The sequence below is a fragment of the Polymorphobacter sp. genome (genome assembly GCF_051860865.1).
In the GTDB taxonomy this organism is placed as follows: Bacteria; Pseudomonadota; Alphaproteobacteria; order Sphingomonadales; family Sphingomonadaceae; genus Sandarakinorhabdus.
In genome coordinates, this window is the sequence record NZ_JBIMKZ010000014.1 from 3,441 (window position 1) to 18,186 (window position 14,746).

13 protein-coding genes and 1 other RNA gene are annotated in these 14,746 nt (G+C 67.5%); 9 read left to right on the forward strand and 5 right to left on the reverse strand.

The annotated features are described in order from the left end of the window. Positions 1-896 precede the first annotated feature (896 nt). A complete protein-coding gene (locus ACTIFJ_RS04175) occupies positions 897-2,441 on the reverse strand; it encodes an amidohydrolase family protein (protein ID WP_439532833.1) in 1,545 nt (514 codons plus the stop codon). A gap of 96 nt (positions 2,442-2,537) precedes the next feature. Here ACTIFJ_RS04175 and fumC point away from each other — a divergent pair, with 96 nt between their 5' ends. Beyond that, the gene (gene fumC / locus ACTIFJ_RS04180; RefSeq protein WP_439532883.1) at positions 2,538-3,932 is read left to right on the forward strand and encodes a class II fumarate hydratase; all 1,395 of its coding nucleotides are present in this window, start codon (positions 2,538-2,540) and stop codon (positions 3,930-3,932) included. Positions 3,933-3,952: 20 nt separating this feature from the next. On the opposite strand, the gene tyrS is transcribed toward fumC, so the two are convergent. Continuing rightward, complete coding sequence (gene tyrS / locus ACTIFJ_RS04185) at positions 3,953-5,155, reverse strand: tyrosine--tRNA ligase (protein WP_439532834.1); 1,203 nt, start codon at positions 5,153-5,155, stop codon at positions 3,953-3,955. 55 nt (positions 5,156-5,210) lie between these two features. On the opposite strand from tyrS, the gene ACTIFJ_RS04190 reads away from it, so the two are divergent. After that, entirely contained in the window at positions 5,211-6,296 is a 1,086-nt protein-coding gene (locus ACTIFJ_RS04190; RefSeq protein WP_439532835.1) for an anhydro-N-acetylmuramic acid kinase, read from the forward strand. Between the two features lie 808 nt (positions 6,297-7,104). On the opposite strand, the gene ACTIFJ_RS04195 is transcribed toward ACTIFJ_RS04190, so the two are convergent. Continuing rightward, a complete protein-coding gene (locus ACTIFJ_RS04195; protein ID WP_439532836.1) occupies positions 7,105-7,752 on the reverse strand; it encodes an alpha/beta hydrolase in 648 nt (215 codons plus the stop codon). A 72-nt stretch (positions 7,753-7,824) separates the two neighbouring features. On the opposite strand from ACTIFJ_RS04195, the gene ACTIFJ_RS04200 reads away from it, so the two are divergent. The 7 genes from ACTIFJ_RS04200 (at position 7,825) to ACTIFJ_RS04230 (ending at position 13,630) form a co-directional block, all read left to right on the forward strand. Further along, positions 7,825-8,901: a cysteine desulfurase family protein gene (locus ACTIFJ_RS04200; RefSeq protein ID WP_439532837.1), complete on the forward strand. Its 1,077-nt coding sequence runs from the start codon at positions 7,825-7,827 to the stop codon at positions 8,899-8,901. Beyond that, on the forward strand, positions 8,898-10,031 hold the full coding sequence (locus ACTIFJ_RS04205; RefSeq protein ID WP_439532838.1) for a cysteine desulfurase family protein: 1,134 nt from the start codon (positions 8,898-8,900) through the stop codon (positions 10,029-10,031). The genes ACTIFJ_RS04200 and ACTIFJ_RS04205 overlap by 4 nt, the downstream gene beginning before the upstream one ends. A gap of 7 nt (positions 10,032-10,038) precedes the next feature. Further along, positions 10,039-10,374 (forward strand): 2Fe-2S iron-sulfur cluster-binding protein, encoded by a 336-nt coding sequence (locus ACTIFJ_RS04210; RefSeq protein ID WP_439532839.1) that lies wholly within the window; start codon positions 10,039-10,041, stop codon positions 10,372-10,374. After that, a complete protein-coding gene (locus tag ACTIFJ_RS04215) occupies positions 10,371-11,366 on the forward strand; it encodes a L,D-transpeptidase (protein ID WP_439532840.1) in 996 nt (331 codons plus the stop codon). Before ACTIFJ_RS04210 ends, ACTIFJ_RS04215 begins: the two co-directional genes overlap by 4 nt. A 39-nt stretch (positions 11,367-11,405) precedes the next feature. Beyond that, positions 11,406-11,496, forward strand: an RNA gene (ffs, locus tag ACTIFJ_RS04220) — signal recognition particle sRNA small type. Positions 11,497-11,643: 147 nt separating this feature from the next. Beyond that, positions 11,644-13,320, forward strand: coding sequence for a DNA polymerase III subunit gamma/tau (locus ACTIFJ_RS04225; RefSeq protein ID WP_439532841.1), 1,677 nt, complete (start codon positions 11,644-11,646; stop codon positions 13,318-13,320). Beyond that, positions 13,304-13,630, forward strand: coding sequence for a YbaB/EbfC family nucleoid-associated protein (locus ACTIFJ_RS04230; protein ID WP_439532842.1), 327 nt, complete (start codon positions 13,304-13,306; stop codon positions 13,628-13,630). The genes ACTIFJ_RS04225 and ACTIFJ_RS04230 overlap by 17 nt, the downstream gene beginning before the upstream one ends. Before the next feature lie 6 nt (positions 13,631-13,636). On the opposite strand, the gene mtgA is transcribed toward ACTIFJ_RS04230, so the two are convergent. Together mtgA and ACTIFJ_RS04240 are read right to left on the reverse strand one after the other, a co-directional pair. Continuing rightward, positions 13,637-14,311 (reverse strand): monofunctional biosynthetic peptidoglycan transglycosylase, encoded by a 675-nt coding sequence (gene mtgA / locus ACTIFJ_RS04235; protein WP_439532843.1) that lies wholly within the window; start codon positions 14,309-14,311, stop codon positions 13,637-13,639. 122 nt (positions 14,312-14,433) lie between these two features. Continuing rightward, positions 14,434-14,673: a hypothetical protein gene (locus ACTIFJ_RS04240; RefSeq protein ID WP_439532844.1), complete on the reverse strand. Its 240-nt coding sequence runs from the start codon at positions 14,671-14,673 to the stop codon at positions 14,434-14,436. Positions 14,674-14,746 lie beyond the last annotated feature (73 nt).

Below are 14,746 nucleotides of genomic sequence, written 5' to 3' on the forward strand. Positions count from 1 at the left end.
CCCCCCCCCCCCCCCCCCGCCGGAGGCACCTTCTCTTGCCGCCGGAGGCTTCTTCTTGCTGCCGGAGGCACATGATTACGGCTTAAAGCGCCTCGGCGGCGTGGACAAATTGGTTAGGGGTGAGCCTTCCAAGTGTCATCCGGATACTTGATGATCTGCCGTCGCCATATCCAGATGGCAAAGGCAAACATCAGCACGCCGGAAGTGATGCCCGCAGCCCATCCCTTTTGATGGCCGTAAATATCGCGACGCGAACAACCTTCATCGGCGCAAATTTAGGAGAATATCTTTTGCCAGATGACAAGGAGAAAATAACGTGATCATATTAAGAAAGTTATAAGATTAGGAGGTTCAATGTGATCAATTGTTTAATTCGAAAAGTATCAATTGTTAGCTTAGCGCCTATCGTATTATTAGTATCGTGCAACTCTGATGATAAATGCAAAGGATTTCCCGACAAATTAGAACGCATAACAGAGGCTACTCCAAAGCTGACTGATTATCAGGAGACAGTTTCCCTTCAAAACGCTGTCAGCTTAATCAACAGGTGCTATGAACGAGCATCATACGCAAATATAGGTTACGAAATATCTCTTGAGAGAATTGCCAAGGGTAATGATGGATACTATTATATTTTCTTTAGTTTTATTCACATATCGGATAGTTGGATCGTGTTCAAAGTGCGACAAAATGGAGTGATTGAGGCAGCTTTTAATTACAGCCCGCTTTCTAGATTTGCTGCCCCTGGTTGAGGTGCTAAAATTCGAGTGTTCTCGGACCGAGATGCGCTTGATTCATTTGGTTGTCCGCCGTCAAGGCCGATGGCACAGAATTGAGGTTGTGACGTAAGGGGGGTTGGGGTTTCGCCGAAGTGACAAAGGAACGAAGATGAAGCCCTAGGCCTTGAACCAGCCCTCGGCGGCGAGGTGGTCCCAGATGCGGCGGACGGCAGCGCCGCCGGCGGCGGCGACGCGGGCCGGGTCATCGACGACCAGGGTGCCGTCCCAGACCTGGAAGATCCCGTCGGTCATGACGTGGCGGACGGATTTGCCATTGGCGTAGAGCAGGTTGTTGAGCGGTTCGGGGGGCATGGCGCCGCCGCCGACGAGGTAGCCGCTGACATCGACGGTGATCAGGTCGGCTTTGGCCCCGGGCTTGATCCGGCCGAGATCGGGGCGGCGCAGGCCGTCGGCGGCGATCCGGGTGGCGCTGTCGATGGCGTTCCATATGGTGGGGTTGACGGATTTGCCCTCGCGCGGCCCGAGCAGCGAATGCCGCGCCTGGCCGTAGAGGACCGAGAGCTTCAGATTCTCGAGATAGTCGTTGGAATGGGTATCGATGCCGATGTTGGTCCGCATGCCGGCCGCCAATGCCTCGGGCCAGGGCTGGGTGTCGCCGCCGGCGCCGCTGGCCGAGGGGCAGTGCGCGTAGACGGCGCCCTTGCTGTTGAACAGCGGCGCGTCGGTTGCAAAGTCGAACGCGGACAGATGGGCGGCGAAGAACGGGCCGTCCATCAGCCCATGGTCGGCGCAGAAGCGGGTCGGCGAGACGCCCCATAACCGCGCTGTGACCTCGGGCTCGCCGCTGCGCTGGGCGAGATGGATATGGATGCCGGTGCCCAGCTCCCGGGCGGCGGCGGCGAGCGCCTTCATGGTCGCCGGGGTCTGGGTGTCGGTGGCATGCGGCGCCATCATCGGCCGGATGCGACCATTGCTCTTGCCCCGGTGCCGGCGCCCGAAATCGAGGGCGGCGGCAATTTCGGCCAGGAGGCCCGGCTCGGCGTCGCGCAACACCTGGTCATCGGCGCGGAACCAGATCGGAAACAGCGTCGCGATGCCGGGGATCATTCCGCCGGGATAGCCGCGCACCCCCCATTTCTCGGCGACGCGCACATAGCTTTCGGCCTGCCGCAACGACAGGGACATCTCGACATGGGTGGTGCATCCCGACAGCAGCAGCTCGGCGACATTATAGGCCGTCAGCGCATCGAGAGCATTATCGTCAAGCATTTCAACGACTTCGAGGGGCCTGGCAAAGGACCGCCCGCCCTCGATGATCCCGCGCGTCGGCGTCGCCGAACAGGCATGGGTATGGCCGGAGATGAAGCCCGGCAGCAGCAGGTCGCCCGGCACCCGCACCCGCGGCAGGTCCCCGGCCATCGGGGCCTCGCTGACCGCCTCGATCCTGTCACTGTCGACCAGCACGGAGACGCCATGGCGCACCGCCACCGAGCCATCGGCCTGCTCGAGCAGCGCCGCCCCGGCCTCGATGACGAAGCGCCCGCGCGGCAGCGCCTCGCGGGCCGCCGCCTGCCCGGCCCCGAGCGTGCCCAGCGCCACCGCGTGCGCGACCATCGCCGTCTTGAGCATCGTCCGCCGCCCCGGATCGGCAGGCTCGGCCGCCGCCCGGCAGATCACGCACCCGCCCTCTGATCCTGCCATTGCCACCCTCGTTCTTGGCCTCACCTTCCTAACCTTATCGATGTGCGCCCAAAGGGCAATTCGGGTTACAGTCGGGCAAATGACGGAGTGATGATCATGCCCGCAACCCGCATTGAGACCGACACGATGGGCCCGATCGAGGTCCCGGCCGACCGCCTCTGGGGCGCCCAGACGCAGCGCAGCCTCGAGAACTTCCGGATCGGCACCGACCGCATGCCGCTGCCGATCATCCATGCGCTCGGCACGATCAAGGGCGCGGCAGCGCGGACCAATGCGCGGCTGGGCGTGCTCGATGGCCGGCTGGCCGATGCCATCGCCAGCGCCGCCGCCGAGGTCGCCGATGGCAGCCTCGATGCCGAGTTTCCGCTGGTCGTCTGGCAGACCGGCTCGGGCACGCAGACGAACATGAACGCCAACGAGGTCATCGCCAACCGCGCCAACGAGGCGCTCGGCGGCCGGCGCGGCGAAAAGGCCCCCGTCCATCCGAATGACCATGTCAATCTGAGCCAGTCCTCTAACGACACCTTCCCCACCGCGCTTCACATCGCCGCCGCCGGTCAAGTTACCCGCGCGCTGTTGCCGGCGCTCAAGGCGATGCACGCCGCGCTCGCGCGCAAGGCCGCGCTCTGGGCCGACGTCATCAAGATCGGCCGGACCCACACCCAGGACGCGACGCCGCTGACACTGGGCCAGGAGTTCTCCGGCTATGCCGCCCAGGTCGGCGCCGGTATCGCGCGCATCGAGCTGGCGCTGCCCGGTGTCCATGAACTGGCGCAAGGCGGCACCGCCGTCGGCACCGGGTTGAACGCGCCGCGCGGGTTCGCCGAGGGCGTGGCGGCGGAGATCGCCGCGATGACCGGCCTGCCGTTTGTCACCATGCCCAACAAGTTCGCGGGCCTCGCCGGGCAGGATGCCCTGCTGTTCCTGCACGGCGCGCTCAATGCGCTGGCCACCAGCCTGTACAAGATCGCCAGTGACATCCGGCTGCTCGGCTCAGGCCCGCGATCGGGGCTGGGGGAGCTGGCGCTGCCGGAAAATGAGCCTGGCAGCTCGATCATGCCGGGCAAGGTAAACCCGACACAGGTGGAGGCGCTGACGCAGGTCTGTGCGCAGCTGTTCGGCAACCACGCGACGCTGACCTTCGCCAACAGCCAGGGCCAGTTCGAGCTGAACGTCTATCGGCCGGTGATGGCCCATGCCTTTCTCCAGAGCGTGCGGCTGCTGGGCGACGCGGCCAACAGCTTCACCGCGCATCTGCTTGCCGGGCTGGAGCCGCGACGGGACAACATCGCCCGTGGCCTCGACAATTCGCTGATGCTGGTGACCGCACTCGCCCCGTCGATCGGCTATGACGCGGCCGCCAAGATCGCCAAGACCGCCCATCAGCAGGGATCGACGCTGCGCGACGCCGCCATCGCCAGCGGCAAGGTCAGCGCCGACGACTATGACCGGATCGTCGACCCGGCAAAGATGCTGGGGCCGGACGCGTAACGACAGGAAGTCCCCGGCGCCTAGCCGTCGATGAGCATCCCGTGCCGCTTCTTGCCCGCCGAAATCCGGGCGCCGACACTGACCATCACACCTTCGTCCGCCACCGCCTCGCCGTCCACCCGGGCGCCGCCGCCGGCCACCAGCCGCCGCGCCTCGCCCTTGCTGGCGGCAAAGCCGAGGCCGACCAGCGCATCGAGGATGGTCACCGGGCCGGTTACCGCGAATTTCGGCAGGGCCTCGCCGCTGCCACCGCCGAAGGTGGCCGCGGCCGTGGCGGCCGCCGTTTCGGCCGCGGCGCGGCCACGGCACAGCGCCGTGGCTTCGGTGGCCAAGCGGATCTTGGCGGCGTTGATGTCGCCGGCCAGCACCGTCTCGATCTCGTCGAGCCCGAGATCGGTGAACAGCTTGAGGAAGCGGCCGACATCACGGTCATCGGTGTTGCGCCAGAATTGCCAGTAATCGAAGCTCGGCAGCATGTCCTCGTTGAGCCAGACCGCGCCGGCCGCCGTCTTGCCCATCTTGCTGCCATCGGCGCGGGTGATCAGCGGCGTCGTCAGCCCCCAGGCCTCGCGTCCGTCGACGCGGCGGATCAGGTCGGTGCCGTTGACGATATTGCCCCATTGGTCGCTGCCGCCCATCTGCAGCACGCAGCCATAGCGGCGGTTGAGCTCCAGATAATCATAGGCCTGCAGGATCATATAGTTGAATTCGAGGAAGCTCAGCGGCTGCTCGCGGTCGAGCCGCAGCTTGACGCTGTCGAAGGTCAGCATCCGGTTGATCGAGAAATGCCGGCCGATATCGCGCAGGAAGGGGATGTATTGGAGCGTCGACAGCCACTCGTCATTGTTGACCATGATCGCGTCCGACCCGCTCTCGCCGAAGCGGACGAAATTCTCGAACGCCGTGCGGATGCTCGCCATGTTGGCGGCGATCTGGCGGTCATCGAGCAGCTGGCGCGCATCGTCCTTGCCGCTCGGATCGCCGACCTTGGTGGTGCCGCCGCCCATCACCACGATCGGCCGGTGGCCGGCGGACTGAAGATGGCGGAGCATCATGATCGACACCAGATGGCCGATATGCAGGCTCGGCCCCGTGCAATCGAAGCCGATATAGGCGGTGATCGACCCCTTCGCCGCCGCCGCATCGAGCGCGGCCGCGTCGGTGAGCTGATGGATGAAGCCGCGTGCTTCGAGCGTGCGGAGGAGTGAGGAGGCGTAGGTCATGACGCGACGCCATAGCCCGCATGACAGGCCCTCGCCAAGCCGCTAGCGTATGGCCATGCGACCCCTTCTCGTTCTCGGCCTGATGTCCGGCACCTCGCGCGACGGCATCGACGCCGCGCTGCTCGAAACCGATGGCGAGGCGCATGTCGTGCCGCGCGGCTTCCTGACCCTGCCCTATGCGGCCGAAACCCAGGCGCGCATCGGCGACGCCTGCGCCCGGGCGCTCGCCATGGACCACCCCGGACCCGACCCGGTGATCGATGCGCTGTCCGCCGAACTCGCCGACCTCCACGCGCTGGCCGTGCAGCGCCTCTGCGCCGCCACCGGCACGCCGCTCGATTCGGTGGCGCTGATCGGCTTCCACGGCCAGACCATCGCCCATCGCCCGGCTGCCGGCTGGACCTGGCAGACCGGCGATGCGGCGCGGCTGGCCGCCGCCACCGGCCGGCCGGTGATCCATGATTTCCGCTCGGCCGATGTTGCCGCCGGCGGCCAGGGCGCGCCGCTGGCACCCGGCTATCACCGCGCTCGCTCGACCGGGCTGGGCCGGCCGCTCGGCGTGCTCAACCTCGGCGGCGTCGGCAACCTGACCTGGTTCAGCGAGCACGACTGGGGCAGCTTCGACACCGGCCCGGCCAATGCCCTGATCGATGACTGGGTCCGCGCCGCCGGCCGCGGCGGCTATGACAAGAACGGCGCGCTGGCCGGCGCCGGCAGCGTCCAGGAAACGATCCTCACCGCGATGCTCGACCTGCCCTGGTTCGACGCGCCGCCCCCCAAATCGCTCGACCGCGACGATTTCGATATCGGCGCGGTGCGCACGCTCTCCCCAGCGGACGGCGCCGCCACGCTCACCGCCTTCACTGCCGAGACCGTCCGTCTGGCACTCGGCCATGTGCCGCCGCTCGAACGCCTGCTGGTCACCGGCGGCGGCCGCCACAACCCGGTGCTGATGGCGATGATCGAGGCCCGCACCGGCGTGCCGACGGTGCCCGTCGAGGCGGTAGGCTGGGACGGCGACGCCCTCGAAGCCGAAGCCTTCGGCTGGCTGGCCGTCCGCGCCGAGCGCGGGCTACCGCTCAGCTGGCCGGAAACCACCGGCGTTCCCGCCGCGATAACCGGCGGGCGCCGCGCGGCTTAGGCGGCAAGAAAGGAGAGCCTCCAGCGGGAAGTAAAAATGCCTCCGGCGGCTGGGGCCGCAGGCCCCAGACCCCAGTGATTTAGGCCGTGAACTCATAAACGGGAACGACCGTTAACGCCCACTTGCGGACAGCCACGTTTGCGGGAACCATACCTGTTCGGAAGGGGTGGGTTGATGCAGAAACAACCACGGGTGCGGGGGATTGCGCTTGCGGCACTGGTTACCGCTGCTGTCGCGGCCTCTTTCGCTGCTCTTGGAATGCGACCGGATAACATCGCGATCTACTATCGTGACACGCTAACTTCCGTGGGGTTCACCGTTTGGTTTTCCGGCCTGATGGTCGCGACACTGTCCCCACCCATCTTAGCGATAACCTTCTGGTTCGGCTCTAAAGGAGCCCGGTACGGTTGGCTTCTTCACTTCCTTCTTGTGCCCGTTACCTACGCATTTGTGCGAGGGGCCACCGCGATCATGCTGATGGCCGCGAATGAACCAGACATCGATGGTCTCACGGGATGGGCCACCGTTCCCGCAGCGATGCTAATGTTCCTTTGTCCGGTGGTGTATTTCGTGGCTCTCGGTTTCAAGAGCCTGCGTAGGCGAAGGGTGACAGCGAACGGCAGGTAACCACCCAGTGTCAGCCGTTCGGCTTTATGATTCTACAGCTTAGTTGATCCCCCAGGACCTTAGGCCGTCGCCACGCCAAGGCCAGATTGTCGGGGTCTGGGGCCTGCGGCCCCAGCCGCCGGAGGCATCTTGTTGCCGCCACGTCCGCCGGAAGCGCACGTCGGCTGAATGGCGATGCCGCCTAGCGGCCGCCGTTGGCCAGTCGCATGTCGAGGTAGCCGTCGACCGAGCCCATCAGCAGATCCATTTCGTTCTGGAAGAAATGGTTGGCGCCGGGGATTGTCTGGTGCTCGATGGTAATGTGGCGCTGGGTCTTCAGCTTTTCGACCAGCTTCAGCACTGCGGCGCCGGGGACCACCTCGTCCGCTTCGCCATCGACGATGATGCCCGATGACGGGCAGGGGGCGAGGAAGCTGAAATCATACATGTTCGCCGGCGGCGCGATGGAGATGAAGCCCTTGATCTCGGGTCGCCGCATCAGCAGCTGCATGCCGATCCAGGCGCCGAAGGAGAAGCCGCCGACCCAGGTGGTGTGTGCTTCCGGGTTGAACTGCTGCATCCAGTCGAGCGCGCTGGCGGCGTCCGACAGTTCGCCGATGCCATTGTCGAATACGCCCTGGCTGCGGCCGACGCCCCGGAAATTGAAGCGCAGCGTCGCAAAGCCGCGCTTCACGAAGCTGTTGTACATCGCCATGACGATCGGGTGGTTCATCGTGCCCTGCGCCGGATGGGGCTGCAGCAGGATCGCCACCGGCGCACGAGGCTTGGAGGCGGGCTGGTAGCGCCCTTCGAGTCGGCCCTCGGGGCCGGGAAAGATGACTTCGGGCATAAGGCGATCAAAGGCTTTCGGGCTGTGCGGAAGAGAACGGCGCGTTATAGAGGCCCTATGAGCGGAATCGCAATGAAAAGCCGCGTCTACCTCGACCATGCCGCCACCACCCCGGCCTGGCCCGAGGCGATTGCCGCCATGGCCGAGGCCGCCGGCATGCCGGGCAACCCCGCCTCGGTGCATCATCAGGGCCAGCGCGCGCATGGGGTGCTGGAGCGAGCGCGCACCGTTCTGGCGGGGTGGACGGGCCGCGCGGCCGACCGGATCATCTTCACCAGCGGCGGCACCGAGGCGCTGTCGATCGCCATCGCCGGGTGCGGGTTGCGGCTGGTGGCGGGGGCCACCGAGCATGCGGCGGTGCTGTCATGGGGTGCCGAGATGCTGCTGCCGGTCGATGGCGACGGCCTGATCGATTTCGCCGCGCTCGATGACGCGCTCAGGGAGGGGCCGGCGCTGGTCGCCGTGCAGCATGCCAACAACGAGACCGGGGTGATCCAGCCGATCGCCGATATTGCCGCGATGGTGCGCGCCGCCGGCAGCCTGTTGCTTGTCGATGCTGTCCAGTCTGCCGGCAAGCTGCCGTTGCCGGATGCCGACTATGTCGCGATTTCGGCCCACAAGACCGGCGGACCGATGGGCGCCGGTGCGCTGATCGTCGCCCCCTCGGCACCGCTGGCGGGGCGGGTGGGCGCGCAGGAGCGCGGCTTCCGTGCCGGCACGCCCAATCTGCCGGGCCTTGCCGGCTGGGCTGCGGCGATCGACGCCCAGCTGGCCGCCCCGCCCGACTGGGCGGCGGTGACGGTGCGGCGGGACGCGTTGGCCGCGCGGCTGGTGGCGGCCGGTGCCGTGCTTCACGGTGCGCGTGCGCCGCGCCTGCCGAATATTCTCAGCCTCGGGCTGCCCGGCGTGGCGGCGACGACCCAGCTGATGGCGCTCGACCTGGCCGGCTTCGCGGTCAGTGCCGGGGCGGCCTGCTCGTCCGGCAAGGTCGGGCCGAGCCATGTGCTCGCGGCGCAGGGGCTGGGGCCGGCGGCGGCCGAAGCGATCCGCGTCAGCCTGTCCCCGGCCACCACCGAGGCCGAGCTGACTGCCTTTGCCGACGCCTGGGAGGCGATGGCCGCGCGGATGCGCCCGAAGGCCGCCGCATGAGCCTGCCCGTCTATCTCGACTATGGCGCGACCACGCCGCTCGATCCGGCGGTGGCGGCGGCGATGCAGCCCTGGGGCGTCGACCATTTCGGCAACCCGCACAGCGCCCACCGCTGGGGCTATGAGGCCAAGGCGGCGGTGGAGACGGCGCGCGGCCATGTCGCCCGGCTGATCAACGCCCCGGTGGAGGCGATCGCCTTCACCAGCGGCGCCACCGAGTCGGTCAACTGGGCGATGAAGGGCCTGTTGATGGCGCCGGGGCAGAGCCGCCGCCGTATCGTGACGCTGGCCACCGAGCATAGCTGCGTGCTGGAGACGGCTGAGTATCTGGGCGGCATCGGCGCGCAGCTGACGATCGTGCCGGTGCGCGCCAATGGCCTGGTCGATCTTGGCGACATGGAACGCGCGCTCGGCGAGGATGTGGCGCTGGTGTCGACGATGCTGGTCAACAACGAGATCGGCGTGATCCAGCCGGTCGCCGAGATCGCCCGGCTCGCCCATGCCGCCGGCGCGGTGATGCACTGCGACGCGGCGCAGGGTTTCGGCAAGGTTCCGATCGATGTCGAGGCAATGGGCATCGACCTGCTGAGCCTGACGGCCCACAAGGTCCATGGCCCCAAGGGTATCGGCGCGCTGTATCGGCGGCCGTTCACGGTGATCGCGCCGCTGCTGCACGGCGGCGGGCAGGAGGATGGCCGCTCGGGCACGCTGGCGACACCGCTGATCGTCGGGCTGGGCGAGGCGGCCCGCATCGCCGTCGCGCGCATGGCCGAGGACCATGCCCATGCACTGCGCCTGCGCGACCAGCTGTTGGCCGGGCTGGGCGTGCCGTATCGTGTCCACGGCGACCTTGAGGCGCGCTGGCCGGGCAATCTCAACCTGGGCTTTCCGGCCTTGTCCGGCCGGCCGATCCTGCCGCTCATTCCCGGCATCGCCGCGAGTTCGGGCTCGGCTTGCTCGCAGTTGAGTGGGCGGCCGAGCCATGTGCTGACGGCGCTGGGATTGTCCGACGCCGAGGCGAAATCGGCCCTGCGGCTGGGCTTCGGGCGCTTCACCACCGATGCGGAGGTTGATATTGCAGCGCAACAAATTCATAAGGCGATAACCGCTTTGCTGAACGAGGCCGCCTGACATCGACATGCCGACCATTCGCTTCCACTCCGCTGACGGCGCTTTCCAGCAGGCTGTCGACGCTGCTCCCGGTAGCCGTTTGCTGGATGTGGCGCAGGCCAGCGGACAGCCGCTCGAAGGCAGTTGCGAGGGGGCGATGGCGTGCAGCACCTGCCATGTGCTGATCTCCGGCGCCGATGCCGGCCGCCTGCCGCCGCCGACCGAGGAGGAAGAGGACATGCTGGATTTCGCCGTCGGCGCCACGCGCAGCTCGCGGCTCGCCTGCCAGATCCAGCTGACGACGGACATCGATACGCTCGATGTCCGCATGCCGCCCGGTGTGATCGACATGAGCCGTAAATGACCGTCTCGCGCCGCAGCGCGCTGATGTTGCTGCCGGCGCTGATCGCCAGCCGGGCGCTGGCGCAGGGGGCGGCCACCCCCTCTTCCTACGAGACGCGGGTGCTGGCACTGAAGCCCGGCGAATTCATCTGGGACGGCGAGATCGCCCCGAGCGGGCCGATGATGGTGGTCGTCAATCTCTCGACGCAGCGCGCCTGGGTCTATCGCAACGGGGTGCGGATCGGCGCCAGCACGATTTCGTCCGGCAAGGCCGGCAAGCGCACGCCGACCGGGGTGTTCCAGATCCTGCAGAAGAACAAGGACCATCGCTCGAACCTCTATAACAGCGCGCCCATGCCCTATATGCAGCGGCTGACCTGGGACGGGATTGCGCTGCACGCCGGCAATCTGCCGGGCTATCCGGCGAGCCATGGCTGCATCCGCCTGCCGATGGCCTTTGCCCGGGCGCTGTTCGAGGCCAGCCCGATGGGCATGACGGTGGTGGTGGTCGACGAGAAGGTGGTCCCGGAGAGCGTCGACGAGGCCGCGATCCTTGCCCCGCTCGGGCCGAAGGGGCAGGCGCTGGTCGACGAGGCCGATCCTGAAGACGAGGGCGGCGTTTCGCGCTGGACACCGGAACGGGCGCCGACAGGCCCCGTCACCGTTGTGCTCACCACGGCCAACAAGCGGATCATCGTCTACCGCAACGGCGTCGAGATCGGCCGCAGCCGGGTCGGCGTGCCCGATGGTTTCCAGATCGGCACGCGCGCCGCCCAGTTTGCCGGGCGCGATGCCAGCGGCCGCGCCCAGTGGATCTACCTCGGCCTGTCCAGCTATCAGGAGCGCGCCGGCCAGGCGGTGGAGAAGGACGCCATCGACCAGATCGCCATTCCGCCGGTGTTCTTCGCCCATCTGCGCGAGATCATCGGCGAGGGGACCACCCTGCTCGCCACCGATGGCGGCATCCTCGGCGGCAGCACCGGCAAGCAGCTGACGGTGATGGCCAACGACTGAGGCCTCTTGCCCTCGCCGCCCGCCTCGCCCATATGCGCAGCGGGAGTCGGGCGGGCAGTGCCTTCGCCAACCCGGTCAGGTCCGGAAGGAAGCAGCCGCAACGAATTCGTGCTGGGTCGTTCCCGGCTCCCACCGCGCAGCGCGGCAAGGCGCATGCGCAGCTTGCGACTTGACTCGCGCAAGCGCGGCCGGGCTGGCAGCCGGCCATGCCGGCTGAACAGCTTCGACGTCAGCGCGGGCTTTGCCCGCGCCCTTCCCCGCGCTACACCCTCTGGACATGACAGATTCACCCGACTCCAGCCTTTTCGGCGAAGATGTGGCGCTGGCGCCTGTGTCGCCGCCGCCGGCCTATCGCGTGCTTGCCCGTAAATACCGGCCCGGCAGCTTTTCGGGGCTGATCGGCCAGCAGGCGATGGTGCAGACGCTGGCCAATGCCATCAAGCGAGACCGGCTTGCCCAGGCGTGGCTGCTGACCGGCGTGCGCGGGGTCGGCAAGACCAGCACGGCGCGGATCATCGCCCGGGCGCTCAACTGCATCGGGCCGGACGGCAGCGGCGGGCCGACCATCGACCCGTGCGGCGAGTGCGAGCATTGCCGACAGATCGCCTCGGGCAGCCACATGGACGTCATCGAGATGGACGCGGCGTCGAACACCGGCGTCGATGATGTGCGCGAGATCATCGAGGCGGTGCGCTATGCGGCCGTGTCGGCGCGCTACAAGATCTACATCATCGATGAAGTCCATATGCTCACCAAGAACGCCTTCAACGCGCTGTTGAAGACGCTGGAGGAGCCGCCGCCGCATGTGAAATTCATCTTCGCCACCACCGAGGTGCAGAAGCTGCCGGTCACTGTGCTCAGCCGCTGCCAGCGCTTCGACCTGCGCCGCGTGCCGGCCGAAACGCTTGTCAGCCATTTCGCCGGCATTGCCGAAGCGGAATCGATCGTCGCCGAGCCAGAGGCGTTGGCATTGATCGCCCGCGCCGCCGAGGGCTCGGTCCGCGACGGGCTGTCGCTGCTCGACCAGGCGATTGCGCATGGCGGGGACACGGTCAGCGCGGCGCAGGTGCGGGACATGCTCGGCCTCGCCGATCGCGGCGCCGTGCGGACGCTGTTCGGGCTGTGCCTGGCTGGCGACGCCCCGGCGATGCTCGCGGCGCTCGCCGAACAGCATGATCTCGGCCGCGAGCCCGAGGCGCTGCTGCGCGAACTGCTCGGCCTCGTCCATGCCATTACCCGCCAGCGGATTGCGCCCGGGGTCGATCCGTCGCTGAGCCGCGAGGAACAGGAAGCGATTGCCGACTGGGCGACGGCGCTCGACATGCCGAAGCTGCACCGGCTCTGGCAGTTGCTGCTCAAGGGGCTGGCCGATGTTCAGGCCGCGCCGCACCCGATGCAGGCGACCGAGATGGCGCTGCTGCGGCTGATTCATGCCAGCGAACTTCCCGACCCGGGCGAGTTGCTGCGGACGCTGGCCAATGCGCCCCCTGCCCCAGCACCTGCTGCCCGGAATTCGGCGCCGGCGCCCGCCCCGGCGGCCGCCCTTAGCGCCCTGCCCGCCGATTATGCCGGGCTGGTCGCGCTGTTCCAGGCGCACACCGAGCCGGCGCTGGCCCATCAGCTCAGCGACGAGCTGCGGCTGGTCAGCTATGCGCCCGAGGAGACTCCACCCCGGTTGGTACTGGCGACCGGTCCCGGCGCGCGGCGGGACCAGCTTGCCGCCATCCCGCGCCTGCTGTCGGGCTGGACCGGGACCGACTGGCAGGTCGATTTCCGCTCCAGCGGCGGGGGCCCGACGCTCCACGAAGCGCAGAAGACCGCCGCCGCCGACCGCACGGCGGCGGCGCGTCAGGATCCTCTGGTCGCGGCGCTGATCAGCCGTTTTCCCGATGCCGAGCTGCTCGGCGTCGATACGCCCCCCGCCGAAAGGAACGCCAATGCCCAGTCTCGATGAACTGATGAACGCCGCCCGCAACGTCCAGGAGCAGATGCAGAAGGCCCAGTCGGAGCTCGACCGGATCGAGGTTGAAGGGGCCAGCGGCGGCGGCCTGGTGCGAATCCGCGCCACGGCACGCGGCCAGGTGCGCGGCGTGACCATCGACCCGTCCTTGCTCGATCCGGCGTCGAAGGAGATGCTTGAGGATCTCGTTACGGCGGCCTTCAACGACACCAAGACCAAGGCCGATCAGGCCGGCAGCGCCGAAATGGCCAAGCTGACCGCCGGCATGCCGCTGCCGCCGGGCTTCAAGCTGCCCGAATTCTGAGGCCCGTCAGCGCAGGCAGGTGTCGAGCCCATCGCGGCGGACGACGCCCGCCCGCCGCTCGATGGTCCGCGAATGGCGGCGGACATAGGGCCCCGGCCGCCCGGCATTGCGGACCAGCGGCTGCGGCAGGCTCGCCGCCAGCCGCGCCGCCTCATTGGCCGTGAGGCGCTCTGCGCTCTTGCCGAAATGGTGCTGCGCCGCCGCTTCGGCGCCGTAGATGCCCGGGCCCATCTCGGCGATGTTCAAATAGACTTCCATGATCCGGGGCTTGTCCCAGATCAGTTCGATCAGCAGCGTGAACCAGGCCTCCAGCGCCTTGCGGACATAGGAGCGCCCCGGCCAGAGAAAGGCATTCTTCGCCGTCTGTTGCGAGATGGTGGAGCCGCCGCGCAACCTCTTGCCGGAGGCGTTGCCAGCCGCCGCCTTTTCGATCGCCTCGATGTCGAAGCCGGAATGGGTACAGAAGCGCGAATCCTCGGCGGCGATCACCGAGCGTGCCAGCGCCGGCGCGATGGCATCGAGCGCGACCCAGTCGCGGCTGACATGGCGGCCGGCCAGCGCATCACGTGCCATCGGCCAGGTGAAGGGAATTGGGACGAACCGATAGGTGAGTGTCCAGCCGACGCTGAGGATGACCGCCCACAACAGCAGCTTGCCAACGAGCCGCAGCCCGCGACGCACCCATGATGGCCCTCGCCGACCCCGTCCCCTTGTTGCTGCCGCCATCATGCCTCCATCACCGGCACATTGACGCCCGGCACGCGGCCGTCAATGGCGGATCGGCGGCACTGCGATCAGTCCTTTTAACGGCCGGGGCGAACGCCGCGCCAGAGCATGACGGAAAACACCAGGCTGGCCAGCAACATGCCACCAGCCTCCAGATCGGTCAGGTCGGAACGCGCGCCGATGGCCGCCGCGTCCGCATCGGCGAGGCGAACCGCCTCGGGCGACGGCTGAGCGGCGGGAGGCATGTCGGCGCCGACCATCAAGGTCGCCGCCGCCGGTCCGCTCGACAGGCCGAGCACCATGGCAGCAAGCACCATCTGGCAGCACCGGGCTCCTCGTCTCTGTCGCATGGCACCCCTTGGTTCACATCCATTACTGCATTGCAGCATA

What these genes read in the sequence shown, in the direction of transcription:
- ACTIFJ_RS04175 (WP_439532833.1), bottom strand. Translation starts at nt 2,441, where the DNA reads ATGGCAGGATCAGAGGGCGGGTGCGTGATCTGCCGGGCGGCGGCCGAG.
- fumC (WP_439532883.1), top strand. Translation starts at nt 2,538, where the DNA reads ATGCCCGCAACCCGCATTGAGACCGACACGATGGGCCCGATCGAGGTC.
- tyrS (WP_439532834.1), bottom strand. Translation starts at nt 5,155, where the DNA reads ATGACCTACGCCTCCTCACTCCTCCGCACGCTCGAAGCACGCGGCTTC.
- ACTIFJ_RS04190 (WP_439532835.1), top strand. Translation starts at nt 5,211, where the DNA reads ATGCGACCCCTTCTCGTTCTCGGCCTGATGTCCGGCACCTCGCGCGAC.
- ACTIFJ_RS04195 (WP_439532836.1), bottom strand. Translation starts at nt 7,752, where the DNA reads ATGCCCGAAGTCATCTTTCCCGGCCCCGAGGGCCGACTCGAAGGGCGC.
- ACTIFJ_RS04200 (WP_439532837.1), top strand. Translation starts at nt 7,825, where the DNA reads ATGAAAAGCCGCGTCTACCTCGACCATGCCGCCACCACCCCGGCCTGG.
- ACTIFJ_RS04205 (WP_439532838.1), top strand. Translation starts at nt 8,898, where the DNA reads ATGAGCCTGCCCGTCTATCTCGACTATGGCGCGACCACGCCGCTCGAT.
- ACTIFJ_RS04210 (WP_439532839.1), top strand. Translation starts at nt 10,039, where the DNA reads ATGCCGACCATTCGCTTCCACTCCGCTGACGGCGCTTTCCAGCAGGCT.
- ACTIFJ_RS04215 (WP_439532840.1), top strand. Translation starts at nt 10,371, where the DNA reads ATGACCGTCTCGCGCCGCAGCGCGCTGATGTTGCTGCCGGCGCTGATC.
- ACTIFJ_RS04225 (WP_439532841.1), top strand. Translation starts at nt 11,644, where the DNA reads ATGACAGATTCACCCGACTCCAGCCTTTTCGGCGAAGATGTGGCGCTG.
- ACTIFJ_RS04230 (WP_439532842.1), top strand. Translation starts at nt 13,304, where the DNA reads ATGCCCAGTCTCGATGAACTGATGAACGCCGCCCGCAACGTCCAGGAG.
- ACTIFJ_RS04240 (WP_439532844.1), bottom strand. Translation starts at nt 14,673, where the DNA reads ATGGTGCTTGCTGCCATGGTGCTCGGCCTGTCGAGCGGACCGGCGGCG.